The organism is Paenibacillus sp. CFBP13512 (assembly GCF_005233705.1).
In the GTDB taxonomy this organism is placed as follows: domain Bacteria; phylum Bacillota; class Bacilli; order Paenibacillales; family Paenibacillaceae; genus Saccharibacillus; species Saccharibacillus nuruki.
The window spans coordinates 1-24204 of the sequence record NZ_QGAD01000015.1 but is presented as its reverse complement, the minus strand read 5'-3'; the positions used below and the strand labels follow the sequence as shown (position 1 = coordinate 24204).

Genomic DNA, 24204 nt, shown 5'->3' with positions numbered 1-24204 from the left:
CAGCTTTTTATGTTAAGAGATATCCGTTATTTTTTTCTGCTTCAATTGTTTGAAACTAATGAGTACTAGCATCCATGTACTCAATAAAATGAAAGATGCTCCAATCCACATTCCTAGTTTGAATTGTAATGTATAGAAGAGGAAAGTAACGTCTGTGGAGACACAGAAGAGAACAGTTCCAGCAGACTCCATTTTAGCTCCTCTTTTGAATTGGAATACAGCAGAAACAATAGATGACAAAGTAATTAATAAAATAGCTACAAATAGAATGAAATAATTAGAATCTAAATTAATCATGGAGGGTATCCTTTCACAAAGTCTTATTTTACTATGTACTTTACTCACTTTAAAGCGAAGATAATCTATTTATCGGATAGTTCTATAAAATCGTTAGAGATCGTCTGGTAATAGCTCCAAATCCCTTTATTGTATGAATGTTCAAATTCATGTATGATAATCATATCAGAATACTCATTCATGAGGAAGCACCTCACATACAGGCTACTAGTCTATGTGTGAGGTGCTTTTTCTGTTTTTTATAATATACATTAATGGAGGATTTGCATATGTACTGCGAAAATATACGTATTATAATTGATGATACTATGTATTCATTTGAAGAAATAGTAGAACTATATACCCCAAAATTGTTTAATATGGCTTACTATTATGTACAACATAAACAAGATGCTGAAGACATAGTACAGGAAACATTTTTCAAGCTATTCCGGCATATAGAGCAATATAATATAGAGTATAAATTTTCGAGTTGGTTATACCAAATCACAAAACATATCAGTTATGATTACTTAAGAGTTCGCAAAAATAGAGCTTTAAAAAATGGGACATTATACTATCAAGATCCGAAATACGACAATATTATGGATAATATATGGCGAAATGAAATCACACCTGAGAGCCAATACATTGTGAAAGAAGCAGATACTGCAATCAAAAATGCAATTCAGACTTTACCTGAAAAATATAAAAATGCTGTTTCTTTACGATATGTGAAGGATCTTACATTAACCGAAATTAGCGATCAAATGAAAGTACCTATGGCCACAATAAAGACTCAAGCTTTTAGAGGTAGGGAAATCATCCGGCGAAAATTAGCGAAGAGTATGTAAGCTATCGTAGTATTGGTAAAACCCGCTTAATGTAATGGGTTTACCAATACAATATTTTCTTTAATTTTTTCTCTCCTGAGTAAAAATTAATTTTTCATTTTCGTAAATTTCAATGACATGGTAACCAATTAAATCTGGGGATAACGGTAAGGGACCGTTCTCACAAGCAGCGCAACAGCTATATACTACTTTAGTTTTACTTTTAATCCATTCGGAATTGTCTAATTTAGCACGAACCAAATATTCATAAACCAACGTGTACGGGATGTTAACAATCTCTTTTACAACTGTTTTGCAATAATCGCAATAGTAGGGTAGAAAGCCATCAAAGAAACTTCCTGCGTTTAATGTTTCCCGATCTTGTCTGTAATAACGCATGAGTAAATGATCTTTTACTTGAAAAACATTTCCATGCATTCCTTTGATAAATTCCCATCTAAACCCTAAATCAACTTTTTTAGCCGCTAGTTTATTTAATTTCTCATTAGTTTTAATCTTTCTTTTAATACTTGGATTTAAGGATGTATATGCCAAATGAACCCCTCCGTTATGTTCTATGTTCTATTCTCATTATAAATTCAATAAGATAATCAAACGAATTTTTAGAGGGGTGAATTTCAAAAACTACATTATCTAACTGTAATGTTCGATATATATAAGTATTGTGACTAGCGGAATTAAATACTTTTAGAAAGTAGGATTATGATGAATCCAGAAGAGATCTTCAAATATAAAGCGAGCGTAATAATGAGTGTTGTTCTTTTAATTACTATTCCATTTAGCTGGATATACATACCGGAAAATGAATTAAGTCGTATCATGAATATCTTAGGATCAGCAATAATATTCATGGCATGTATTAACTTACTCTACAAAATATATCAATTTAAAACATTGAAAAAAAGTTCTTATAATGAGAAATATGTACAAAACATCATCAAAAATTGCAATAAATTAGGGGTGAAACCTCAGTTAATAAAACTTGAAAAAGACGAGCAGGGATTTATAATATCAGCAGAAATTACATTGCAACAGTAATCTGAAAAAGCAGTAGCAGACTTTCTGCAACTGCTTTTTTTTAGGTTTATATTTTTCCATACTAGTATAATTGCAATTAATTCGATATTTGCAATAATTATAAATACTATAATCGTCAACATTAATTAACCTATAAATTTACAAAAATCCCTTACATAAACAAAATTGTTGTAGTATTATATAACGTGTATATACAACATAAGAATAAGGAGGCAATTATGAAAAAGTACTTAACAGCATTATTAGCATTTGCGCTTTTACTTGGAACGGGAGGGGAATCTGTATTTGCTTACGGTACCAGTACATCAGTGAAAGACAATGGTTTTACAGATATCATACAAGGTATGGGGAAACCTGGAAGGATATCCGTAGTATCTAGAGGTGAAGTAAGAATACGACTGTATGAAAGCTGTAGCAATACAAGTTTTCCAGCAGTATTAGAATTTTTATCACGCGCAAGTGCAGAGCCTAAAGTAGTTAGTTATCAAATGAAGAATGGGTGCTTGTATAAAGGCGAAATACAAGGAGATTCTAACATTGCTACTACACTTTATCTTACCAGTACACCAAACTAAGGGGGAAATGTAATGAAACGGTTTATGAGATTAGGGTCTGTAATTGCATTAGCATTTTGTTTAACGTTTGTAGCTCAAATTGCAAGCGCTACCTCTGTTACAAAAACGCAAACTACTGCGGCTATTGGTTATAAAGACGTACAAATTACTGGTAAAGGCACAATGCAAACTTTCTCTTGTAAGGTAACATCAGCTTCAGGTGCAAGTGGTGATTGTACTATTCGTCTCACTAATGGAAGTGGTGCTTTAGTTAGTCAACTTTCAGTTGGAAATCATTTGGAGCCTTTAAATAGAACTATTGGTGTCATTTTAGAAAAAGGAAGTAAATATACAATGACAGCAAGTATTACTCAGTATGCACCAATAGGTCAGTCTGTTACTGCAACCATAACAGACTGATCATACAAGAAAACTAAATAATGTCTTACCGCTTTGATTGGTAAAGCCGTTTCTCAGTAATATGGAGAAGCGGCTTTACTTTTTTTGTATGTATTCTATAAACCACGAATTCACTATATAAGTTAATATAATAATTTTTATCCTTTTTGTAGTAATTTTCCTAAAATTGATTAGAGAGAAAATTAGAAACGTGTTTTACAATAACAAAGTACTTTATTTAAGAAAGTAGGAATGATAATGTTATATAAAAATTCTCAGTTGGAATTCGAAAGAAAAAAACTAAATCAACTAGCCGATCGATACGGGATTTCTGATGAAAGAGTTCTTAAACAATCTCAGGTTTTAGATACTTACATCAATGATTATAATTTAAAGACTGCCGTTACCTTACAGTTTAAATCATAGAATAAACGATTCTAATCCGCTATAATAAGTCTTTAAAGATATTATAGAAGAATGGCAGTATTATACTTAGTAGAATGAAGTACTAGCTAATCATGTTTCAAAGTACCAATATAGTTTTGGTATTCAAAATTGGAGGGATTTTTTTGCCGGATTTATGGTATTGGACAGAACTAGCTAGAAAAAAGAATTCAAATTCAGTAACAAGATTTTTGACTGTTCTTAGTTTATTTGTGAGTTTATCTGTTGGACAATCCGTGTTTTTAGGAAACACAGCAACTACAAATTTGTGGTCTGAAATCACAAATTTACAATTCCCTACTATGAGTGTTGCAACAGTATCAGGTACCGTAGATATTTTAATATACTTTTTTAGATTCTTATGTCTTTTTCTATTAGGATTTGAATTAATAGGTTGGACTTTTTTCAAACTATATTATTTTATGTATAAGAAAAAACGTGCCACGTAATTATCGCTAAATACACCTATACTTTTTAGTTATACGATGTTAATATGACTTTAATAGAATAAACATTACAGAGGAAGCACCTCGCAAATAGGCTATACGTCTATCTGCGGGGTGCTTTTTGTATGTATATTCCTAAATTTGAGGAGGAATTTCAATGAGTCAATTTAGAAATTGGTTAAAATCAAGCAAAAATGGTCTGGTCGATCAGGTGAAGAAATTCAAAAATAAAGACTTTTTAGATGCTATTGTAGCTGGATGCGCTTTGGTAGCCGCAGCAGATGGAAATATCAGTGCAGACGAAAAACAAAAAATGGCAGGTTATATTGGACGAAATGAACAATTGAAAGTATTCGAAATGAGTTTAGTGATTGCTCGCTTTAATCACTATGTAGAAAATTTTGATTTTGACGCTATGATCGGAAAGCAAGAGGCACTAAAAGCAATAAGCAAATTCGCTTCTAAACCTGAAGAGGGAAGATTAATTGTAGCTGTATGTAGTGCTATTGGATCAGCAGATGGAGATTTTGACACGGAAGAACAAAATACCGTTAGAGATATTATACGAACTCTAGGTTTAAACGCGTCTGAATTTGGACTGTAGAAAAAGAAAAGGAGTAATTAAGCTTAATTACTCCTTTCTACAAGGAGACGGATAAAAATGAGTTTGCAACAGGTTATCGAAGCCAGCAGACGATTTACAGAAAGGCATTTTGTTTGGATTTGGGCGGTAGAATGGAAATGGGTTATGTTTTTATGTGTTGTATTTGTTATTGGGCTTTTCTTTTTTTCCTTCTGCACTGAGGTAACTACTAGTTATGGCTTACGAGTAAACCTTACAACAACTGTACTCGCTTTTTTTGTCCTTAGCTTCTCAATTAGTACAGCAAATTATACTGAACAAGGTGATTCATATGATAAGCAAAAAGAATACTTGATGAATGTATATGTGAAACCTTATATTTCTAATCTTCCTATTAAATCTATTGAGATCGAATTTGCTGAAGATATTGGATCTAGTAACCTATTCCAAGTCAGAGCAAGAGAATCAGAATTCTCTAAATTACTGTACAAAGCAGATGATGTTTTGATGGGTAGTCAAAAAAAAATTATTTATTCATTTGAAAGAAAAAAATTGGAGGAAGTAGATTATTTTGATGTCGAATATGATTTGGATAAGGATGAGCCTCTTGTTTTAAAGGGAAATTACTTAGAAAACGATTTAGGTCATGGTATAAATGCAGGTGTATACAATGGTGTCATTCATGCTCCTAATAATTTTAGGTTGAAATAATATTATATTAATAGTTTAAGAAAGGAACACTTTTTAATGACTTTAGAGCAAGTTATTACAGCTGGTCAGCAATTCACTGAGCCTTCTTTTATATGGTTATGGGCAGATACAAAGAATTGGGTAACTCTACTGGTTATTGTTTTTATTTTCCTCATGATTGTTATGAGTATGGGTTGTCCAGAAGACACTTTTTTAATTAATGTAGTTAGAAGTGTAATCATTACAGTAATAATATTCTTTGTCTTTAGTATTATTTTTAGTAGTAACGAGTATAAAAAAAAGTCAGACACATATATTAGTCAAAAAAAATATTGGGAAAGGGCTTACGCAAATCCTTATATTGCTGAATTATCTAAATACGAAGTGCCTATTTTGCTTCTTGAAAATGATCCACAGACGCGTGGTACTATTGCATTCTCTCCAAAAGAAAAGCATGTTGTTTATGAATTAGAAGGGCAGAAAAAAGAGGAATTGAAATATTTTGATATAATACTAGATCTAAAAAAAGGTGAAGTCCCTATCATAAAAGGAAATTATCTTACACAAGATTTAGGTCATGGCATAAATAAAGGATTGTACAATAGCGTAATTCATGCTCCAGAAGGTTTTGATTATAACATAGAATGAGGGATACAAATGAACACACCTACAATCAACCTACAAAAAGGACAACGCATTGATCTTACTAAATCCAATCCAGGACTCACAAGTGTGATCGTTGGGTTAGGATGGGATACTAATCTTTATAAAGGAGGTAACGACTTCGATTTAGATGCTTCAGCATTTTTACAACATGAGAATGGTAAAGCAAAAGATGAAAACGATTTTGTATTCTACAATAATTTATCAACCTATGATGGAGCAGTAGTACACACGGGAGATAATCGTACAGGTGAAGGCGATGGTGATGATGAACAAATCATTATCAACTTCGAAAAAATTCCTGACTTTATTAACCGGATTGGTATTACAGTTACTATCCATGATGCTGATCGATACGCTCAGAATTTTGGGCAAGTTAGCGCTGCTTACGTTCGCGTTCAGGATGCAAGTAACAATCATGAATTATTAAACTATGATCTGGGAGAAGAGTTTTCTATAGAGACAGCAGTCGTATTTTGTGAGTTTTATCGATACGAGCGAGACTGGAAGTTCCAAGCTGTAGGGAGTGGCTTTTCAGGTGGACTAGCAGCATTATGTAGGAATTATGGATTACCTATTTAATCATAGATTAGCGGAGGATGTTCATGAACGGTATAAATCAATTTTTTCATAGTATCACAGAGAATTATGGTCATTTTTTTTCATGGACTGATATTGTAGCTACGTTATCTGATCCTGTAAGCTGGGGGATTATTGCCAGCCTTATCTTATTGGAAGGATTATTATCTGCGGATAATGCATTAGTTCTAGCTGTAATGGTAAGACACCTACCACCTAAGCAGCAGAAAAAGGCTTTATTTTATGGGATTATTGGTGCTTACATTTTCAGATTTTTAGCGATCGGGTTGGGTACATTCCTAGTAAGCTTTACAGCAGTAAAAGTCTTGGGTGGATTATACCTCATCTATATTGCTTATACAGGTCTATTCAAAAGTAGTGAAGATGATGAAGTGAAAAACAAACCTATGTCTTTTTGGAAAACCGTTCTCATGGTAGAGTTAATGGATATTGCATTTAGTATAGACAGTGTAGTTGCAGCGTTCGGCATTAGTAGTAAGGTATGGGTATTATTCTTAGGAGGCATTCTAGGTGTTCTAATGATGCGTGGTGTCGCACAAGTCTTCTTAAAACTGATTGATCGGTTCCCAGAACTTGAAAAGACAGCTTTTATCATGATTGCGATCATTGCAGTGAAGATGATTATCGGTGCATTTGGTATTGAGATGTCGCACGTTCTCTTTTTCGCTATTTTAATTATTGTTTTCGTAGGCACTATGATACTTAGCTCAATGCGTCACAAAAAAAATAGTAATTAATATGGTTCTAAATATCTATACACAATCATCGAAAAATGTTAAAATAGGTGCATCTTAATACCTATTGACGAGGAAGCACCTCGCAATTAAACCTATGTTTAATTTGTGACGTGCTTTTTTATGTATGGAGGTTTGACATGGATGAAATCTTTAATGTACTAGAGAAAAGAATAGAAATACTTGAACTCTGCTCTGAACACCGCAAAATAGCCATTTTAGAAGCAATTGAGAAGATTACATTAATTTTGAATAATGATTATGATTATGCTGATATTTTATTAAAGTATTTCCATGGGAATCAATCATTACAAACAACCATACTCCGATTGAGTATGGATAGAACCCTTATTGCGAAAGAGGATCTTCCAGTGTTGACAGATTGTTATAATTTCACAAGAAAAACACCAAGAAAACGTTTAAAAACGAATGGTAGAACAAAAGTTTTTACAGAATTTAATTGTTGGGAAGCTCTACGAAATGCAAGTTACTTCTTTAATGCAACCTTTACTAGATATCAATATGATCATTATTATAAAAATCTACAATCGGATATACCATCTGCTGCTACCATTATGAGAACACTACATGAAAAGAATAACTCAAAAGTATGGGTAGAACTATTAAGTCAAGTATCGAATGTAGAAATTCAAACCCAATAATACGTAAAATAAAAGAAAGCTAATTTACAATCTTATAGTCTAAAAAGAAGGGAGATAAATAACATGGCTTATTCTTGTTACAAAGTAGAAGTGAATGGTCAATATCATAGCCCTGATTATATTGATACAGTTGAAGAGTTATGGGAGTATATCACTCAATATAAAAACCTATTTCCGGCTATTATGATCACTGACACAAGCAGTGATGAGATGATTGCAGAAGTTAAAAATGGTCATGTAGTATATCCAATGTACTTAGCAATTCTGGATGTTCGAACAGAATGCCTATTTAATGTCGATCAATTCGATCCTCAACGTTTTCAAAAGCATATGAAAGGCTCAGAGTTAAAGCTAGATTCTATACCAGTTAGTATACATGGTGCTATGGCTTTGTTGGATCATTTACAAATCCAAGCGCAAAGGCAGTATGAAGAAGATAGACTTTAATTAGCTAAACGTATACGATTACATTTTCAATATAATCAAGGTTCACTTTATTTGAATCCTATCTTAAAAACAACTATACTTACTGTATACATTAATTAAATACATTATCTTCAGGCATGCGCTACGAAGACTTATGATTATAATACGCTCTCTTTCGAGTGACCATTTATTTTGTGGTTTCTGGAAAGAGCGCGTATTTTTTTTGCTCTAAAGAAACTAGAGGAGTGTTTATATTGAGAAAAAGAACAGATTCTTTCAGAATTCAAGATCCGATCAGATTGTATGTTCATCCCATACCGCTTACAGAAAAAGAGTTAAAGAAAGCGAATGCACCGTATGAGAAGTACCTTAAAGAACAAATGGAGAAAACATTCAAATTTAAAAAAGGGGATATCGTTCAACGTAATCAAAAATATTATTACGTTCAAGGAAACACTAACAATAACTACTTAACTTATCCACTAGATAATCAAATGATTCGAGGGATAGTTGGAGGGAAAAAGAGTTTTCCATCATATATACTTTATAAGGACATGGAAGAGAATGGAGTTATTATCAAGTCTAACGTAGATTTTGATGACTTAGATGGTTTTGTAAAGGCATTCCCAGCAAGAAGATATGACAGCAGATTCTATAATCGCTATATGACTTGGAAAGTCACTATTCATTGTAAGGTCAAAGGAACAGTAAATAAATTTTTAGATGCTCCTAATCTGAATGAAGCAAACCGATTAGCCAAATATTTATATCCAGACTGCGTTATCATCAACAAATAATGAAAAGAAGCACCAGACAGCAGAATCAACGTCTGGTGCTTCTTTTCATTTAAAGCACATGTAGTTATTTATTTTGATTTGGAACGAGATTATCTTCATTATTTTTTTGTTGAATTTCATCTAATGTAATAGAAGAATTCAAAAATAAATGTGGTGATGTTTCTATATTTGAACTAATCAATTTGTCATTTCTTTTGATATTAGATTTTTTTTTTGATTTTGAACCAAATAAATATTTATCTAGATAATTTAGAAACCAAGAAATTGGGAAAACTGCAAAAAGAGCAAGTATCAAATATGATCTATCTGATACCATATAAGATTTTATCATGAAAAAATCTAAAAAAGGATAAGTAATGCTGTCTATTATTAATATTGCGAACAATGAGATGAAAACAATTTGAGCTAATCCTTGCATAATGTTTTTCATGAATTTTAAGGTATAGATTAAAACTTGAATTAAAATGTTCTTTTTTGCCACTTCGTATTTCCAATCATAATGTCTAAATAAAAAATCAGTATGCTCATCAAACTTTTCATTAGAGAGCTTTTGTAGGCTAAGTATAGATGACCAAAGTGCATTATAGTTTTCCTGAGATGACACCTTATTATAAGATTGGTATTCTTGCACGACAAAATCAAACTGCTTAACTAGCTCCCGACTCGTTGATAAAAATAGAGGGGATTCAATCCCATCATATAGCTCAACAAATTGCTTAAGCTTTCTAAAGCGAGATTGCTCATGATTCTCTTCAATAATTGCCTTTAATTCTTTCACTATCGGTCCTAAAATTGTTGTAATACTTTTTTCAGTTCTCTCATGAAATACTTCTTGCTGTTTTAATTTACGACTGCTTATGTATGTAATCAACCAACCAATGACTACACTAACAGTAGTGGCTAAAATGAAAAACTCTTTATATTCTCGAAGCCAATCCATCAAACCCATCCTTTCTTATTCTTTAAATCATATCGGAATATGTACATCATAAATGAATAAAAGGACATATAGGTAAATTCTAAATAAGTAATTTTTAATTTGGGAATATCATCCTTTAAATTTACTTCAATAAATGCTATTATGAAGTCAAATGAATATTCGTAACGGGGAAGCACCTCGCAAAAGGACTACTATGTCTTTTTTGTGAGGTGCTTTTTTTGCGTTTTGGGGGAGAAGCTATGGTTTAAAAAGCAAACAATCTATTGTCATGGATGATCATTAATTAATTAAAAAGGGGATATTATATTGAATTTTAAAAAACTAGGATCTGTCTTGTTAACGGCTGTACTTTTAACAAGTTCACTATCAACAAGCATGGTGAGTGCTGCCTCAGTCGTGGTTGATAAAACAAATGCCTATACCGATGCGGTACGACCTCACCAGATCCCAACGACTTTTTCACCCACTAATGAACAGGGTTCTTTCAAAAACATTTCAGTTAATGCCGATGGAGACCAAGCAGTTTGGGCATTTGGAAAAAATATTTATATGTACGATCGAAGTGAAGATGTAGTTAAAGTACTTATTAGCTCTACGTATTCGCTGTATGATCCGGTGATTTCGGCAGATGGATCATATGTCATCTACAAAGAAACAGAAAGCACAGCTTCATTTAAAATGATGGGCTACAATACAGCGCAACAAACAAGCACCCAACTAGCGAAAAGTACAAAGAAATTTTTTGGGTGGCCATCTATTTCAAAAGATGGATCAAAGGTAGCTTACAGCTATTATGACGGTACAAAATATGTAGCTTCTGTGCAAAATACAGCAGATCTTTCCGTCAAAATGATTTCTCCTACTATTTATGGTAGTAAAAACACACTAGATATCAATCCAGTAGTGACCGGTGCACCAGTCATTCTCAATCAAGAAGGCACAAAGATTGTTTTATCTTATATCTATGACGGATATAGCAATGCAGCAACGACTGTCAATTATGATCTAGCAACAGATAAAAGTACGGTCATTTATTCAGGCAGTGCTGAAGGAATTCATCCGTATTTACTCAGTGGAGACGGAAAAAAACTATATGGTATGTATTTTGATATGAATCTGTACACGTTTAGTGCAATTGATCTGGATACTAAAGTACGAACTGTACTCAGAAGCAACAGTTCTTCGTCATATAAAGCTGTTTCCGCAAGTTCAGATGGAACGATGTTTGTATATAATGGTCTTGGATTCACCGATTATTCTCAGGTGAATAATGCTCAAACAGGTGATTTCACTCTCGCTAGTGGGTTTAGTGGCGATAGCAAAATTATGTACTATTACAATAGTACCAGTGGATTTAATTGGGTAGATACTAGCGAAGTCAAAGCGAATCTTCCTAACTTATTACTCCCTGCAAACCCTACGAATGTTAAAGCAACTACAACTGTTTCCAATAAAACGGTAACTGTTTCATGGGACCCTTTAATATTGGCAACAAATTCATTCGCAGTATACCGCGATGGTCAACTCATCGCTAATCTAGGTAATGCCATTACGCAATATATCGATTCAAGCACTAAAGCTCAAACAGCGTATAAGTACACAGTAGTGGCTCGGAATCTAGCTGGAGATGCTAAAAGCACAGATGTGAGCATTACATCTGGAGGGGTAGCAACTCCTGAAAAATTAGTCGTAACAGGAATCAATACAACAACGATTAATGCTAGTTGGTCACAAGTACCAGGAGCAGAAAGTTATACAGTGAAAGTAGGAACGCAAACGCTGACTACAACAGATACGTCTATCGATGTATCCGGCTTGGTGAAAAGTACGTCTTATCCGGTAACCGTCAATGCCGTAATCGGTACCAATGTAAGTGATGCAGCAACAGGCACGGTCAAAACACTAGACACCGATCCAGTCTATGAGAAACCAGAAGCATTATATGTAATGAATACAACCGCTAATGAAGCGGAACTTGAATGGGTTGAAGTGAGTGGAGCGACTGGATATGTGCTAAAACGTGCAGGAAAAGAAATCTACTCAGGAACAGCTACAAGCTTTAAAGATAGTAGTTTAACTCCAAGTACATCGTATTTATATACGTTAGCAGCTAAATACGGATCAGCAACGAGTGGAGCTGTATCTGCTAAAGCAACAACATTAGTAGGAACCGTCCTTACGGCCCCGGGCAATTTAAAAGCTCAACTTATCGAAGGTAAAGTTCAAATTTCGTTTGATGCGGTGGCAGGGGCAACTTCTTATCTGATCAAACGAGACGGGAAACTACTAAACACAGTTACAAGTAATATGGTCTTTACAGATGCAGATGTTTTAGCAGGAAATAGTTACACGTATACTGTAGAAGCAACAGATGGAACGTCAACAAGTAGTGCAGCGAGTACAAGCATAACGCTTACAAAAGCGGAGCTTTTAAAACCTCAAGGATTTACAGCCGTTACGGTTGCTCATAACCATGTATACCTTGTTTGGGATCAAGTCAGTGGAGCTAAAAAATATAAAGTGTTGCGTAATGGAGTAGAACTAGGAACATCCGAGAGCACTTATTGGGATGATAAAACGGTAGCTCCAGAAACCACTTATACGTATGAATTAGTAGCCATGAATAACGAATCTAATAGCGAAAGTGTAGTTGTCCATGTGACAACGCCTTCTGAATCACTAGCCTACCCAAAAAACTTGACTGTTGTGAATGCGACATATAAAGAAATCTCGCTAAAATGGAAAGCGGTAGATGGTGCTCAAAGCTATGATGTATATCGAAACAATCAGTTATACGGAAATGTATCTTCACCAGAATTCACAGATATGAATGTTACTGGTGGAACATTAAACACGTATGGTATTAAAGCACGTAAAGGAAATTTAACCAGCGAGTCGGCTGTGATCTCTGTAAATGTTCCTAAACAAAGTATTGCTGGCGAAGCGCCTCAACCAGTAACAGGGTTGAAAGCTACACAAGTATCATCGGGCTATGTTAAATTACAAATGTTAAGTGTCACTGATGCAACGTATTATGATGTGTATCGAGATCAAAATGTGCTTGTCTATCATGGTATCTTAACTGCATTTAAAGATGATACAGTAGCATCGGAACAAACGTATACCTATACAGCATACTCGGGTAATAATTTTGGACGTACTCAGGGAGATACAATTACAGTGAATACGCCTGCTGAAGCGCCTGTTATGGTTGTACAACCGGTTAAGAGTAATGAAAGCTACACAATTACGTTCAATTTCAAAACGGTATCTGATGCAGATACGTATTATGTAGAGCGTAATCCACGTATCACCTATACCAAAGTAGCCGAAAACCAATACCGTAAAACGTACTATAATACGGTGACAGGTAAAACAGAAGATCAAGGCATAGTTACCGAAACCAATGGATCACTTGGATTTGAAGAAACCAGTGTAGAACCATCGACAAACTATCAGTACAACATTACAGCCGTTAAAACGAAAAAAGATGGAACTGAAGAAGTAGTAGGTAATGCGAATGTAGATGTAATGACTCCAGCAGATGGTACTAATGCAACAGTACCTGGTACTCCTAGTCCAACCAATCCTACACCGACAAAAGATAAGGACAAAGACAAAGAGCATGCCGACACAAGTGATGCGAATAATGGAACAACGAACACAAATAGTTCTTCAGGTGGTGTGAGTACCGGTGGTAATCCATCTGTAAGCAATGAATCGAAATCTAGTGGAACGAAAGAATCGAGTTCAAACTCTACTCCATCTTCTACAAATAGTAATTCGATTACGCAAGATACCTATTCTTTTATTGACTTGAGTGAGACACATTTTGCTCATGTAGCGATTACAGCTCTTACAGGGAAAGGACTCATCAAAGGATATGAAGATGGGACATTTAAACCGGAGCAAGCTGTAACGCGTGCTGAATTTGCGATCATGATTACAAGAGCACTAGATATGCATTCTACGGCTGGCTATCAACATCACTTCTCTGATGTAGATTTAAATAGCTGGTATGCTAAAGAATTGATTGTCGCATTAAACAATGGTGTGACCAAAGGGTTTACAGCATCTCAATATGCACCGGCACAATCAATTCCGCGCGAACAAGCAGCGATTATGCTAGCGAATGTATCTCGTAACAAACCTGCTTCTAATCTGCAATCTTCATTCTCTGATCAGAATGATATCATTGCTTGGGCCAAAGCAGACGTTGCTTATAGTGTAGCTAGAGGTACACTTAAAGGCTATCCAGATGGTACATTCAAACCTAAAGCAAAAATCACGCGTGCTGAAGCAGCTATGATGATTTATCGTCTAATGAATATGTAATCTCAAAATAAGAGTAGCCGATCATTGGCTACTCTTATTTTTGTTTGTTGAGATAAGAAGTATATTCCAAAGTAACCTTTTATAGTATATTGGATAGAAATGAGATGACTCATTAAATTTATTGTAAAGGAAGATGAAATGCTGGATACGATGAAATCGCTTATCCCTTATTGGGGATACATTACAGCGATACTTACGCTATTGACTATTATTGTGGGTTACTTAGGACAACGAAGTCATAAAAGATATGATTTTTTTATGGGCAACACAAGAGAGGATATCACAAAGTGGTATCCACTAATTCAAAAAATGAATGATGTGATCAAAGAAACTGATCAAAGAAAAAAATCAAATGGGTTTATTACGGTTATGGAGTTATTACAAAACGAAGATTCACCGATCGTTACCGAATTCGATAGTAATGTTTCTTTATCTTATACACATGTACAAGAAAGATACGATCGTTATAAAAAAGAGATCACCCAAGAAAATTTAAATCAATTGTGGGATGCTTTTAAGGAATTTGTTGTATACACCGAAGAGAGCAGGAAAGAAAAACAACAAACTTTATATGCTAGGCATAAGTGGTATAACACAATTGGCAGTAAAGATTTTTCCGGAAAGGCAATGCTATATACTCGTATATTAATTAAGGAGATTTTTAGAGTGGTATCACATGTCTTGTTAACTTTATTAATCTTGTTAATTATATTTTCACCTGGAATGTTAATTGAGAATAAGATAACATTTAAAGATCTTATTTTAGCGATTGTTATTTTATTAACATTTATAGGTATTTCACTAGGTGTAGAGATAGCTTTGCATTTCTTCAACCGTCCCAATAAAAAACTGACTTACTATGCTACAAGTGAGACTGAGTTCAAAAAATTAAAAAAGCAAAGAACAAATGTCGAATACAAAATAAAACAAGAAGAAAACCCTCAATTATATTTATAAACCATATGTGCTATTGAATAAATGAAGATGTGAATACAATTTGTTCATAGTAAAAAAATAACGGTAATTATCGTTCAGCAATATTTTCTTTAAAGGTTATACCATTGATAAAGCAAGTAGTTTGATAGGTTATTTAAGATAATTGTGAAGGTAATGAAGAAGTTGATTATAAAATCTTGTCTTAGCATGTCATTAGACAATTTAGCAATTGTATAAGGAGATAAAGCAAATGGGAATGTATACAGGTATACGTTGTAAAGTAAAATTAAAATCTGAATTTGTTAATAGTATTCAAAAATTAATTGATACAGAGAATTGGTCAAGTCTTGGACATGATTTGTTTGAAGAATACTCTTTATATCCCAGTGCAAGTTCGATTCCATTTGGAAGTTTGGCTTATATGGACATGTGGAAAAGAGAAGTTGAGATGAAAGAATGAAAAAATCGTATAGAAGATGGCATATGGATATTTCAGTGTAGCTTGAAAGACTACGATCACACGATTTCGCACTTTTTTAAAAATATTTTAACTGTAATTGTTGAAGAAACGTACTGTATAGAAGTATTGTATGAAGAATATCATGTTTCCACTTTCTATAAAATAGTGGATAAACAATTACTTAAATTAGAAGATCCTGAAACAGAATTTAATCCATATTTACGATGGTAGTACCTTTTAAATATACTTTTATAATAATAATTTAAAAAAATTAACAAGCTAAGAATTTATTTTTTAATCAATACTTATTTTTAGAGATGCTCTAGAAGTACCATATAGAATTATTTACATTTTTAGAGTACAATGAAATCAATTCAATAAATGACGAGGAAGCACCTCGATGATTGGCATGTGCCGATCATCGAGGTGCTTTTTTTGTCTTTTTATAAGAAAGGTGAGAATGGTATTGGCTACAGTTCAACATCAAGAGCTATGCTTAGTCGCTTGTAAATGGCTGAAGAAAGCTCGTAATCAATATGACCTACCCAAATCAGGTGCAGCATGTACATTCGCCATATCAGAAGTCTCAAGCGGGTATCAAAGTGAAATTGCAGATGCCTTTGGTGTTCGTACTAACTATGGAGTGATTTTAGAAACGATTCTAATTGAAGTCAAAGTGTCCAGAAAGGATTTTTTCCAAGACTCAAAAAAACCATTTCGTATTCATCCAGAAAAGGGTATGGGAAACTATCGGTATTATCTTGTTCCCGAAGGATTAATCACTGTAGATGAGCTTCCGCTAGGTTGGGGATTGATAGAAGTAGATCCGAAAGGGAAATGTAAGGTGATCAAGGGGCATGTGCTTAAAACTACTGAAGATCACTGGTTTACGGCAAATCGAGAAAAAGAATTAACATTATGCAGCTGGCTACTTTCTAAAATAGCCGATGCTGAAAAGTTAGCTAAAGAAAGACAAAAATTAGTTGCTGAAAACAACATGCTTCGTAATCGATTAGAGCAGTTGTTCAATTCATAAATAGAGGAGCAAAAATGATGTCATTAAGCATGAATTATTTATCTTTTTTTGTTTTACAAATCGAAGGAAAAGACGGAAATCAGAACAATTTATATAAGCACTATCAAACGTTAGATCAAGATGATTATGAAAACAGTGATATCAAAAATTTTTTGCATAAAGAATTTTCGAAAATTTGTAATCGGAAAGCTCCTAAAAATCCAGCTAAAGAAAACGTTTCTACTAAGGTAGGTACGTTTGTTGTTGAACCTGGAAACGAGTTAAACAGTAACCCCAATTTCAATATGTTTAATCAGCTACGACATACGAACGATAAAGAATCATTTAAAGCCATGAGTGATGACTTGGTACGTCAGTATATTAATACAACATCTGCTCGTGGTGGAGCCATGATTGTAGTTCAAGCCTCTTTAGATTCTATCTCTAGCGATCCTTTCATCTTTATCTTAAAATGTGACTTTGAGCAACGAATTGCCCGGATATCGGATGAAAGACAGTTAGTGTCTGAAGTCGATATGGCGATCAGCGCATCGAATATGAAATCTATCATGTATCCTCATATGCCGGAAGAAGGAATGATAGAAGAATGGGAAATCAAAATCCATCAAAGTTCACCTGCAAAATACTTTGAAGATTTTTTAAAGTATGTAACCTATGAACAATCAATCCCTGAAATTATAAATCAACATGTAATTGATTCTGCTCAGAACTACATTGAAAATAAATGGAATGATACAACCAGCGAAATTCGTCAACAAGAAGAACATGATTTAGAGCTTTGGGCTGCTAGTGATAAACGAGATATCCAGGAGAAGTGGGAACCTCAACAGGTCATCGAAGTAGCCGAGAAAATTATTGAGATCCAGCCCACGATTGAATTAAAAATGAAACTTGGAGATACGCGTATTAGTGGATTACTCGCAGACTATGGGTATCGACTTCATATTACAACATTAGGAGATCATTATGCTTTAATCATCGAAGGTGACGGGTTTACATTTGAAAAAGGATTCTCACCGGTAGAACTTCTCCAGCCTGAATCGTTTGAAGTGGTGACTAATCGGTTGATCGATCAGGTGGCATCAAAAGTAGAATAGTGATTATTAAAACACCTAAATATGGTAATATGGCTAAAAGAAATAGTATTAAAATAGAGATGATGGGGGATGCGTGTTGGAGAGTAAAATTTGTTTAGAGTATAGATTGAATTCAGGAATAAAGAAAGATGTGTATCTAACCAAAGAACAACTTGTAGAGTGGATGCAGTGTTATAAAACAAATACTAGATTTGTGGTTCAAATTGATAAAGATGTGCATGGAATATCTCCACATTTAGTGGCTACGTTTGAGATTAAATCAACTTACTTAGAAAAATCTGAGCTACAGTTACTTTTAAATTCGGAGACTGAAGAAATGGAAGAAATGATAGAACCCGAAAAATGTGTTTTTTATATAACTTGCTCCTGTGGCGCAAATTATTACCGATACCATGAAATAGATCGCAGACATTTAATGTGTTTGGTTTGCAGGCAAAAGCAAATATTTGCAGATTATTCAGTAGGAGTAGTAGAAGGAGCGCAAGGAATAGGATATAGTATGACCAATCTTAAGTTTGTAGATAGGAATCTTACCAGACCCCCCTTAATTGATCCAAACCGTACTTAGAGTAGTAATCTCTATATTATATGATATGTTAATTAACCTTTCTGTATTAGAATAATAAGATACAGGCTATTAGTTAGACTTTTAGCAAAGCCATTCAACAAGCTACAGTTGGATGGCTTTTTTAGTGGTATTGTCATCTAGAAAGCTATTCATAGATAAAACACAATAAAATTGATAATATTATCTGACATCAATGATTCTATTTAATAATCAATTATTTAAGAAGGAGGTTGTTCAAATTGAATCATACAGAGTTACAGATTACGTCGCTATCAGCAGGACAATTAGAACAGTTGGCATTGGAATTATTACCTCGCATGAATTACGAATGGGATAATTTAGTTCCTAGTGGTAGAAAGGAAGGCACGAATCAGACACGTAAAGGACAACCTGATCTATGGAAAGAAGACGAAGCTGGAAACTGTATTTATGTCGAAGTTACGAGAGATAGTACAAAAGGAAAACTTGTGAAAGATATTCAATCTTGTTTAAATACTTATTATTCTCTTAAAGGTAAGAATAGCCTGATGTGTATTGCTTTTACAGCAACTAATCCTCAACATAATGAAGTAACTTCTTGTGAACAACTATGCAAAGAAAACAATGCTTCATTTAAACTAATTCATATTCATGCGATAGCAAAAGAGTTAGATAAAAAGAACAATCAAGACATAAGATACAAGTGTTTACAAATTCCAAGTGAACAGTCTTCTGATCCTCAAGTGATTATGAAAATTAAAAGGGTGCTTTATATTCCATTAAAAGAGGAACTTCTTAAATTAAAAGAAGAACATCAAAAAAGCATATTCTTCCCAGAGTTTAAATTAAATTTCATTAAAAAAATAATATCAGAACAACACAGATTTAGAGTTGATTCTACTTTACTAGAAACGCTAACTAATCTTCAAAAAATCGTGAAAAAATTCCATTATAGCGCTCGAAGCATATGTACTATAATAATTAGCAATTTTTTTGCTGATGGGTTTACTGAATTATATGGAAGCATTGAAGATGGAAAAATGTCGAGATATGATAATGAAGGTGAATTTGTATGTTATGAGACTGCTTATGTGGAAGAGTATAATATAGTTTGTAATTCTCCAAGTAGTGTTGTCAAAAATATTATTGACTATACTGAAGAAGAAGCAGAATATGATTGGCAGAATGATTGGCAGAATCATAATCCTCACTTAGTTAATTTGTTTAAATCTTCGTTTTATAAGGAAAATTTAATATATCCTACGAAGAGAAAAGCGATCATTAAAACTGATTTAAATCCTGCTGAATATATTGTCTCCCACAAAGTTTTCTCGACTTATTTTCATGAGTCTACAGAATTTAAAGAGTTGTCAGCAATAGCGAGTGAAGTTACGAACATAATCTTAGAATCTTTAAAGCAAGTAGATGATATTTTTGATGCCATATATGACAAATATGAACGTATTTAAAGCCCAATTCGTTATTCTAATGAATCTTTGTGCGTTTATTTTATTGTACAAGTGCTTACTAATTTCAAGTCAATAAACGACTCCTTACATGAACTATAAAGAAATCGATAAGCTTTCAAAATGTCGATCAGCTTTAGCGAGTGTAGGAGGAATTCAAATTATGGAGTGATTAGTATGAAATCGCAGGTTAATTGTCCACTTTGCAGTAACGAAGCATCTAAAATAAGAGAAGTATCAGAAGTTCTCGATATAAGCTGCCCAAGTTGTGGTGACTTCAAAATTACTCAAGAGTGCTTGGAAGATTTACCTTCTGAACGTAAACTGCTACCACAGCTGATGAAGGTTTCAGCATTCACCAGGTATAGAACGATCAATAAAGAGCCAGTAGCAACTCTATTTATTAGCGACCCTTATGATTATTCGGAAGGTTTTACCATTCAACAAATTGTTGATCAGTTTCCATCTTTAGCGGAACGTAAACTTAAAGTTATGCAGAACCTTAATCAACTTTCGGAATATTTTGGTCAGAAGTTATCATTTGATAGTAAAGACTACGCGGTATTCTTCCCAGAAGTAAAGGATGAGCACCCGTGTTTGATGATGATACAAACATTGATAGACGAAGGATTAATTATGTGTGATGTAAAGTTTCCAACACAAATAACAGTTACAGATAAAGGAAGCTCTATATCGATCAGTGAAGCTACTTCAGTTCCATCACAAGTACCAAAAACACAAGTGATTGAAGGACCTGAATTAAATAAGTTAAAAGGGTTACATCCAAGAGTATTGGAAATGTCCCAGGAGCCTTTTCGAGATGGATATTTTCGTCCTGCTGTTCTCGATACTTATTTAGCATTAGATAATGATGTTCGTATTAAGAGCAAACTAGATTTGTATGGATCAGCGCTTATGCAAAAAGCTTTTAGTGAGAAAGCACCTATTCTTAAAATAAAAGATGGTTCAGCGCAAATGGGAGCAATGTGGTTGTTTTCGGGTTCAACGATGTCAATTCGTAATGTTCTAGCGCATGACCATTCGATAATTCCATCAGAACAGGAAGCGCTAGAACAGCTTTTTTTTGCATCAATGTTGTTTAGAAAATTAGATTTAGCAGTAAATGTTGATGCAGAGAAGCTCATAACAGAAATTTCTCAGATCACGTTCAATCTGGACGGCAAATACGATCTAAATAAAGAAAAAATAAGAGAGTATCTTAATCAGTCAAAAGAATTTGTGGATCGCCAATTGCACGTAATTTGTTTCGAGAAGATCCTTACATTAATTAAGAGTATGTATTTTGGTGACCAAAATTTTGGTATCAAATTGATATTGACATACAATGATATGATTTTTAATCATATCACTAATGACGATCATATCGATTTAATCATAACTATTTATAAGGCAGCAGGGGATACATATCCTTCTCACTCTGCTATGGATTTGATTAAGGATAATTTTAGTGCAATTACTAAGAGTTTTAGAATTTTTCAGGAACGTTTACTTTCTAATACAGAGGTGTTTAATGAGTTGTTAAACAGGATTTGGCTAAAAGATGCTTTTTTTACATTAATCATTAAGTACTCTGATGTAGAGTTTATGAGGGAACTCTTGACTGAGATAGTTGATAAGAAAATTGTGTTAGCTAAACGTGATTTGGACCTTCTTAGTGGAAATTTAAATGATATAGGACGAAATGATTTTGATGATTTGACCAAAAAAGTTGCTAAGATGAATCAATAACAGAATAGATAATCTAGACTAAATTTATATTTATCAGTACTATCATTTGCAAATTGTACAGATCAGAGAATAAAGACTACAGTAAATAATGACACAAAAAGACAAATAAAATAATTTGATACTTTTGTTTCAAATTGTAAAATCCATAGATGAAACCAGTGCGTTTAAGTTACATGAGGAACTCGTCAATCAGTATCTTAAAAAATAGTAGATAGAGGAAAGCTAACCACTAAAATAGGTGGTTAGCTTTTTTATTTTCCGCTACCTAAATTTGACAATATCAAAAATGAGTGATAGTTTTACATAGTACAAAAAATACATATTCAGGAGTGTTAGTATGAAATTAGCAAAAATATTTAATAGTTTTTTGAGCATATCTTTAGTAACCGTTTCTTTGGTTGGGTTTGCACCTTCTACCCATGCCAGCGCATCTGACAGTGCATTAACTCCAGCAGAGTATATTGAGTTTTTAAAAGAGGGTGCACCGAATACGTATGCAAATAGTATTGCTCCCGCTTCTTCTGACACAAGCACTCCTCTGACACAGTTTGAGGACTTATCTCCAGAGCAGCAACAGAAATTTGTAGACCTTATCAGTGATCCAGACATCATGTTGAAGGCAATTGACGGTGACAGTACTTTTCCAGAAGTACAGGTAAATGACGACGATACTAATGTACAAGTTAATGGGTTAACCGCCGCAGCAAGTACTTCCTTCTTTCCGATTGTATATAACCGTAGCGTACAGGTGTTAGGGATCACAATCTTTAGAGGTGCGATTACTGGGCAGTTTAAGAGAGATCCAAGCACTAAACGTGTTTACGCAGCATCCGAAAATACCTGGAGATTTATCATTACTGATAACTTAAACCCGTTGCTTCAAACGACTAAGCCTTATGCAGACTCCCATTATGTATCAACATATACAGCTGGAGGTATTGGCAATGATTTTCATGGTAAAGGAGCCTTCACATTCTCCTTTGGGCCCATCAAAGGTTACTCTATAAAAACAGGTATTTGCAATGGAACTAGTGTCTACTATGCAGATGGTACTGGTCATAGTCTGATTGCCACGGAAGAAAACTAAGTTTAAAGGTTGTGTTATAGTATGAAAATGAAAACATGGGTAAAAGTTCTATTGTGGGCAGTTGGTATCATTGTAGCCCTTATTATCATATTTGCCATTATGCAAGGATATGTACAATCTCAACTTGCTCCGCCAAAGTAAGCAGCATAGTTATTTAGTTTATCACTTTGTTTCTCTTTAGATTGATGTTATAATTATCTACAGCTTTAGTTGCTTGACCTACGCAAAAAAACACCAACTTTTTTGAGGAGCACCTCGATTTGTTGGTGTTTTTTATTTACTAATCAATTGAAAGACTAACCAAGAGAGTAGGAAAAGGAGGGGACAATAATCAAAGGATTCAGAATCTATAAGTGGGTATCTACATTCCTCAAGTCGAAGGATCTTGTCATTACTTTGATAAGGACGTGTATAGCAGTTTATATAATAATATTTTGTATATACGATCTTCTTCCTATTATCCTAGAGTGTTTAGGGGCGAAACAGAAAGTCTCACCTTTGCTATTAGGCTCTTTATCAATAATATTCATCGCCATTACATTCTTCCTTTTTATATTCGATTTCTTTAAATTTTGTTCTGAAATGATTGTAAATGCCAGTAAATACTCAATATCTAAATTGATTTGCTCTTTGTTTTTATGCTTGGCTGCTCCAATCCTTATTTTCGGACTTCTGTATTACATAATATATAAAACCTTGAATGTAGACGTTAATCTTATCGAATCTGCTTTTATCAGTTTGTATGTGGCATTTCCATCAGAACTTTCGGGAAGTAAGTTTGTTATTTCTATATATGTAGAATATTTTTCATTTGTGCAAGTTATTATCTCTAAAATTGTGGAACTCTTAGTCATAAGTGCTATAGTCAGTAAGGCTATCCCAAGTCCAAGCGATCAAGATATTACCATTGAAGCTGATTCGCAACAATGATATAATAGACTTAACGAGTAATTTCATTAGATGTTAATAAGCACCAAGCAAAGTAGGGAGTCCACACCCGAAATGCTTGGTGCTTATTATATGACCATACATGTGTACAAAATACGGATTCTGTGAACAAGATGATTTTGTAAAATTAAATTCTGTAAAATTAAATTTTCATGTTGTTGTGTAGTTTGACACAAAAGTACCAATTTGGAGCTTAAATACATAACGAATAAAATTATAAAGCAATTATTATCGTTTATTTTTGCTTCAAAACTATAATAAAATCTATTTACGTATAAAATTCTAAGCAAGTTGGCACTTTTGTGTCACTCTTTTTATGCAATTGGCACTTTTGTGTCACTATTTAAGTAAGTCAGCGTTATATTGTTATTTTACATAAAAAGCATTAAATTAGGAATTTTTTCATAAATAATTTTTTTTTTAGAAAATACTAACAA

The 24204-nt window shown here is 33.7% G+C and carries 27 protein-coding genes; 24 read left to right on the top strand and 3 right to left on the bottom strand.

Annotated features, from left to right (window positions below):
- Positions 1-12 precede the first annotated feature (12 nt).
- Positions 13-297, bottom strand: a complete 285-nt coding sequence (locus PaeCFBP13512_RS18425) for a hypothetical protein (protein ID WP_137225161.1) — start codon at positions 295-297, stop codon at positions 13-15.
- A 269-nt stretch (positions 298-566) separates the two neighbouring features.
- On the opposite strand from PaeCFBP13512_RS18425, the gene PaeCFBP13512_RS18420 reads away from it, so the two are divergent.
- Positions 567-1130 (top strand): RNA polymerase sigma factor, encoded by a 564-nt coding sequence (locus PaeCFBP13512_RS18420; RefSeq protein ID WP_161594311.1) that lies wholly within the window; start codon positions 567-569, stop codon positions 1128-1130.
- A gap of 60 nt (positions 1131-1190) precedes the next feature.
- Here the strand turns inward: PaeCFBP13512_RS18420 and PaeCFBP13512_RS18415 are convergent, their stop codons facing one another.
- The gene (locus PaeCFBP13512_RS18415; protein WP_137225156.1) at positions 1191-1664 is read right to left on the bottom strand and encodes a hypothetical protein; all 474 of its coding nucleotides are present in this window, start codon (positions 1662-1664) and stop codon (positions 1191-1193) included.
- Between the two features lie 171 nt (positions 1665-1835).
- Between PaeCFBP13512_RS18415 and PaeCFBP13512_RS18410 the strand changes: the two genes are divergently transcribed.
- From PaeCFBP13512_RS18410 to PaeCFBP13512_RS18350, 13 genes are all read left to right on the top strand, one after another.
- A complete protein-coding gene (locus tag PaeCFBP13512_RS18410) occupies positions 1836-2168 on the top strand; it encodes a hypothetical protein (RefSeq protein ID WP_137225154.1) in 333 nt (110 codons plus the stop codon).
- Between the two features lie 218 nt (positions 2169-2386).
- The gene (locus tag PaeCFBP13512_RS18405; RefSeq protein WP_137225152.1) at positions 2387-2743 is read left to right on the top strand and encodes a hypothetical protein; all 357 of its coding nucleotides are present in this window, start codon (positions 2387-2389) and stop codon (positions 2741-2743) included.
- A gap of 12 nt (positions 2744-2755) precedes the next feature.
- On the top strand, positions 2756-3142 hold the full coding sequence (locus PaeCFBP13512_RS18400; RefSeq protein WP_137225150.1) for a hypothetical protein: 387 nt from the start codon (positions 2756-2758) through the stop codon (positions 3140-3142).
- A gap of 231 nt (positions 3143-3373) precedes the next feature.
- Positions 3374-3547: an aspartyl-phosphate phosphatase Spo0E family protein gene (locus PaeCFBP13512_RS18395; RefSeq protein WP_083243566.1), complete on the top strand. Its 174-nt coding sequence runs from the start codon at positions 3374-3376 to the stop codon at positions 3545-3547.
- Between the two features lie 143 nt (positions 3548-3690).
- Positions 3691-4014, top strand: a complete 324-nt coding sequence (locus PaeCFBP13512_RS18390) for a hypothetical protein (RefSeq protein ID WP_137225148.1) — start codon at positions 3691-3693, stop codon at positions 4012-4014.
- A gap of 154 nt (positions 4015-4168) precedes the next feature.
- Positions 4169-4615 carry a tellurite resistance TerB family protein gene (locus tag PaeCFBP13512_RS18385; RefSeq protein WP_137225146.1) on the top strand — a complete coding sequence of 149 codons (447 nt, stop codon included), beginning with the start codon at positions 4169-4171 and terminating at the stop codon, positions 4613-4615.
- A 57-nt stretch (positions 4616-4672) separates the two neighbouring features.
- Positions 4673-5305, top strand: a complete 633-nt coding sequence (locus PaeCFBP13512_RS18380) for a hypothetical protein (RefSeq protein WP_137225144.1) — start codon at positions 4673-4675, stop codon at positions 5303-5305.
- Between the two features lie 36 nt (positions 5306-5341).
- The gene (locus PaeCFBP13512_RS18375) at positions 5342-5932 is read left to right on the top strand and encodes a hypothetical protein (protein ID WP_137225142.1); all 591 of its coding nucleotides are present in this window, start codon (positions 5342-5344) and stop codon (positions 5930-5932) included.
- A 9-nt stretch (positions 5933-5941) separates the two neighbouring features.
- A complete protein-coding gene (locus PaeCFBP13512_RS18370) occupies positions 5942-6529 on the top strand; it encodes a TerD family protein (RefSeq protein ID WP_137225140.1) in 588 nt (195 codons plus the stop codon).
- Between the two features lie 23 nt (positions 6530-6552).
- Positions 6553-7284 (top strand): TerC family protein, encoded by a 732-nt coding sequence (locus tag PaeCFBP13512_RS18365; protein ID WP_137225138.1) that lies wholly within the window; start codon positions 6553-6555, stop codon positions 7282-7284.
- A gap of 137 nt (positions 7285-7421) precedes the next feature.
- Entirely contained in the window at positions 7422-7943 is a 522-nt protein-coding gene (locus PaeCFBP13512_RS18360; protein WP_137225136.1) for a hypothetical protein, read from the top strand.
- 63 nt (positions 7944-8006) lie between these two features.
- Positions 8007-8390 carry a hypothetical protein gene (locus tag PaeCFBP13512_RS18355; protein WP_137225134.1) on the top strand — a complete coding sequence of 128 codons (384 nt, stop codon included), beginning with the start codon at positions 8007-8009 and terminating at the stop codon, positions 8388-8390.
- Between the two features lie 233 nt (positions 8391-8623).
- Positions 8624-9166 (top strand): hypothetical protein, encoded by a 543-nt coding sequence (locus PaeCFBP13512_RS18350; RefSeq protein ID WP_137225133.1) that lies wholly within the window; start codon positions 8624-8626, stop codon positions 9164-9166.
- Between the two features lie 64 nt (positions 9167-9230).
- Here PaeCFBP13512_RS18350 and PaeCFBP13512_RS18345 read toward each other — a convergent pair whose 3' ends face one another.
- Entirely contained in the window at positions 9231-10106 is an 876-nt protein-coding gene (locus PaeCFBP13512_RS18345) for a hypothetical protein (RefSeq protein WP_137225131.1), read from the bottom strand.
- Positions 10107-10412: 306 nt separating this feature from the next.
- Between PaeCFBP13512_RS18345 and PaeCFBP13512_RS18340 the strand changes: the two genes are divergently transcribed.
- From PaeCFBP13512_RS18340 to PaeCFBP13512_RS18295, 10 genes are all read left to right on the top strand, one after another.
- On the top strand, positions 10413-14441 hold the full coding sequence (locus tag PaeCFBP13512_RS18340) for an S-layer homology domain-containing protein (protein ID WP_137225129.1): 4029 nt from the start codon (positions 10413-10415) through the stop codon (positions 14439-14441).
- 138 nt (positions 14442-14579) lie between these two features.
- Positions 14580-15398: a hypothetical protein gene (locus PaeCFBP13512_RS18335; protein ID WP_137225127.1), complete on the top strand. Its 819-nt coding sequence runs from the start codon at positions 14580-14582 to the stop codon at positions 15396-15398.
- A gap of 229 nt (positions 15399-15627) precedes the next feature.
- Positions 15628-15837, top strand: coding sequence for a hypothetical protein (locus PaeCFBP13512_RS18330; protein ID WP_137225125.1), 210 nt, complete (start codon positions 15628-15630; stop codon positions 15835-15837).
- A gap of 466 nt (positions 15838-16303) precedes the next feature.
- Positions 16304-16873 (top strand): hypothetical protein, encoded by a 570-nt coding sequence (locus tag PaeCFBP13512_RS18325; protein ID WP_137225123.1) that lies wholly within the window; start codon positions 16304-16306, stop codon positions 16871-16873.
- Between the two features lie 17 nt (positions 16874-16890).
- Positions 16891-17970 carry a DUF3900 domain-containing protein gene (locus tag PaeCFBP13512_RS18320; protein WP_137225121.1) on the top strand — a complete coding sequence of 360 codons (1080 nt, stop codon included), beginning with the start codon at positions 16891-16893 and terminating at the stop codon, positions 17968-17970.
- A 76-nt stretch (positions 17971-18046) separates the two neighbouring features.
- The gene (locus tag PaeCFBP13512_RS18315) at positions 18047-18538 is read left to right on the top strand and encodes a hypothetical protein (RefSeq protein ID WP_137225119.1); all 492 of its coding nucleotides are present in this window, start codon (positions 18047-18049) and stop codon (positions 18536-18538) included.
- Between the two features lie 239 nt (positions 18539-18777).
- Positions 18778-19986 carry a hypothetical protein gene (locus PaeCFBP13512_RS18310; RefSeq protein ID WP_137225117.1) on the top strand — a complete coding sequence of 403 codons (1209 nt, stop codon included), beginning with the start codon at positions 18778-18780 and terminating at the stop codon, positions 19984-19986.
- 174 nt (positions 19987-20160) lie between these two features.
- Complete coding sequence (locus tag PaeCFBP13512_RS18305) at positions 20161-21732, top strand: TIGR02391 family protein (RefSeq protein WP_161594310.1); 1572 nt, start codon at positions 20161-20163, stop codon at positions 21730-21732.
- 337 nt (positions 21733-22069) lie between these two features.
- The gene (locus tag PaeCFBP13512_RS18300) at positions 22070-22819 is read left to right on the top strand and encodes a hypothetical protein (RefSeq protein ID WP_137225113.1); all 750 of its coding nucleotides are present in this window, start codon (positions 22070-22072) and stop codon (positions 22817-22819) included.
- Positions 22820-23461: 642 nt separating this feature from the next.
- On the top strand, positions 23462-23749 hold the full coding sequence (locus PaeCFBP13512_RS18295) for a hypothetical protein (RefSeq protein WP_137225111.1): 288 nt from the start codon (positions 23462-23464) through the stop codon (positions 23747-23749).
- Positions 23750-24204: the final 455 nt, after the last annotated feature.

Excerpts from the sequence above, each read along its gene's own strand:
- PaeCFBP13512_RS18335 (WP_137225127.1), top strand. The coding sequence starts at position 14,580 with ATGCTGGATACGATGAAATCGCTTATCCCTTATTGGGGATACATTACA.
- PaeCFBP13512_RS18400 (WP_137225150.1), top strand. The coding sequence starts at position 2,756 with ATGAAACGGTTTATGAGATTAGGGTCTGTAATTGCATTAGCATTTTGT.
- PaeCFBP13512_RS18330 (WP_137225125.1), top strand. The coding sequence starts at position 15,628 with ATGGGAATGTATACAGGTATACGTTGTAAAGTAAAATTAAAATCTGAA.
- PaeCFBP13512_RS18360 (WP_137225136.1), top strand. The coding sequence starts at position 7,422 with ATGGATGAAATCTTTAATGTACTAGAGAAAAGAATAGAAATACTTGAA.
- PaeCFBP13512_RS18345 (WP_137225131.1), bottom strand. The coding sequence starts at position 10,106 with ATGGATTGGCTTCGAGAATATAAAGAGTTTTTCATTTTAGCCACTACT.
- PaeCFBP13512_RS18375 (WP_137225142.1), top strand. The coding sequence starts at position 5,342 with ATGACTTTAGAGCAAGTTATTACAGCTGGTCAGCAATTCACTGAGCCT.
- PaeCFBP13512_RS18420 (WP_161594311.1), top strand. The coding sequence starts at position 567 with ATGTACTGCGAAAATATACGTATTATAATTGATGATACTATGTATTCA.
- PaeCFBP13512_RS18300 (WP_137225113.1), top strand. The coding sequence starts at position 22,070 with ATGAAATTAGCAAAAATATTTAATAGTTTTTTGAGCATATCTTTAGTA.
- PaeCFBP13512_RS18405 (WP_137225152.1), top strand. The coding sequence starts at position 2,387 with ATGAAAAAGTACTTAACAGCATTATTAGCATTTGCGCTTTTACTTGGA.
- PaeCFBP13512_RS18320 (WP_137225121.1), top strand. The coding sequence starts at position 16,891 with ATGTCATTAAGCATGAATTATTTATCTTTTTTTGTTTTACAAATCGAA.
- PaeCFBP13512_RS18410 (WP_137225154.1), top strand. The coding sequence starts at position 1,836 with ATGAATCCAGAAGAGATCTTCAAATATAAAGCGAGCGTAATAATGAGT.
- PaeCFBP13512_RS18385 (WP_137225146.1), top strand. The coding sequence starts at position 4,169 with ATGAGTCAATTTAGAAATTGGTTAAAATCAAGCAAAAATGGTCTGGTC.
- PaeCFBP13512_RS18355 (WP_137225134.1), top strand. The coding sequence starts at position 8,007 with ATGGCTTATTCTTGTTACAAAGTAGAAGTGAATGGTCAATATCATAGC.
- PaeCFBP13512_RS18370 (WP_137225140.1), top strand. The coding sequence starts at position 5,942 with ATGAACACACCTACAATCAACCTACAAAAAGGACAACGCATTGATCTT.
- PaeCFBP13512_RS18305 (WP_161594310.1), top strand. The coding sequence starts at position 20,161 with ATGAAATCGCAGGTTAATTGTCCACTTTGCAGTAACGAAGCATCTAAA.
- PaeCFBP13512_RS18425 (WP_137225161.1), bottom strand. The coding sequence starts at position 297 with ATGATTAATTTAGATTCTAATTATTTCATTCTATTTGTAGCTATTTTA.
- PaeCFBP13512_RS18395 (WP_083243566.1), top strand. The coding sequence starts at position 3,374 with ATGATAATGTTATATAAAAATTCTCAGTTGGAATTCGAAAGAAAAAAA.
- PaeCFBP13512_RS18365 (WP_137225138.1), top strand. The coding sequence starts at position 6,553 with ATGAACGGTATAAATCAATTTTTTCATAGTATCACAGAGAATTATGGT.
- PaeCFBP13512_RS18380 (WP_137225144.1), top strand. The coding sequence starts at position 4,673 with ATGAGTTTGCAACAGGTTATCGAAGCCAGCAGACGATTTACAGAAAGG.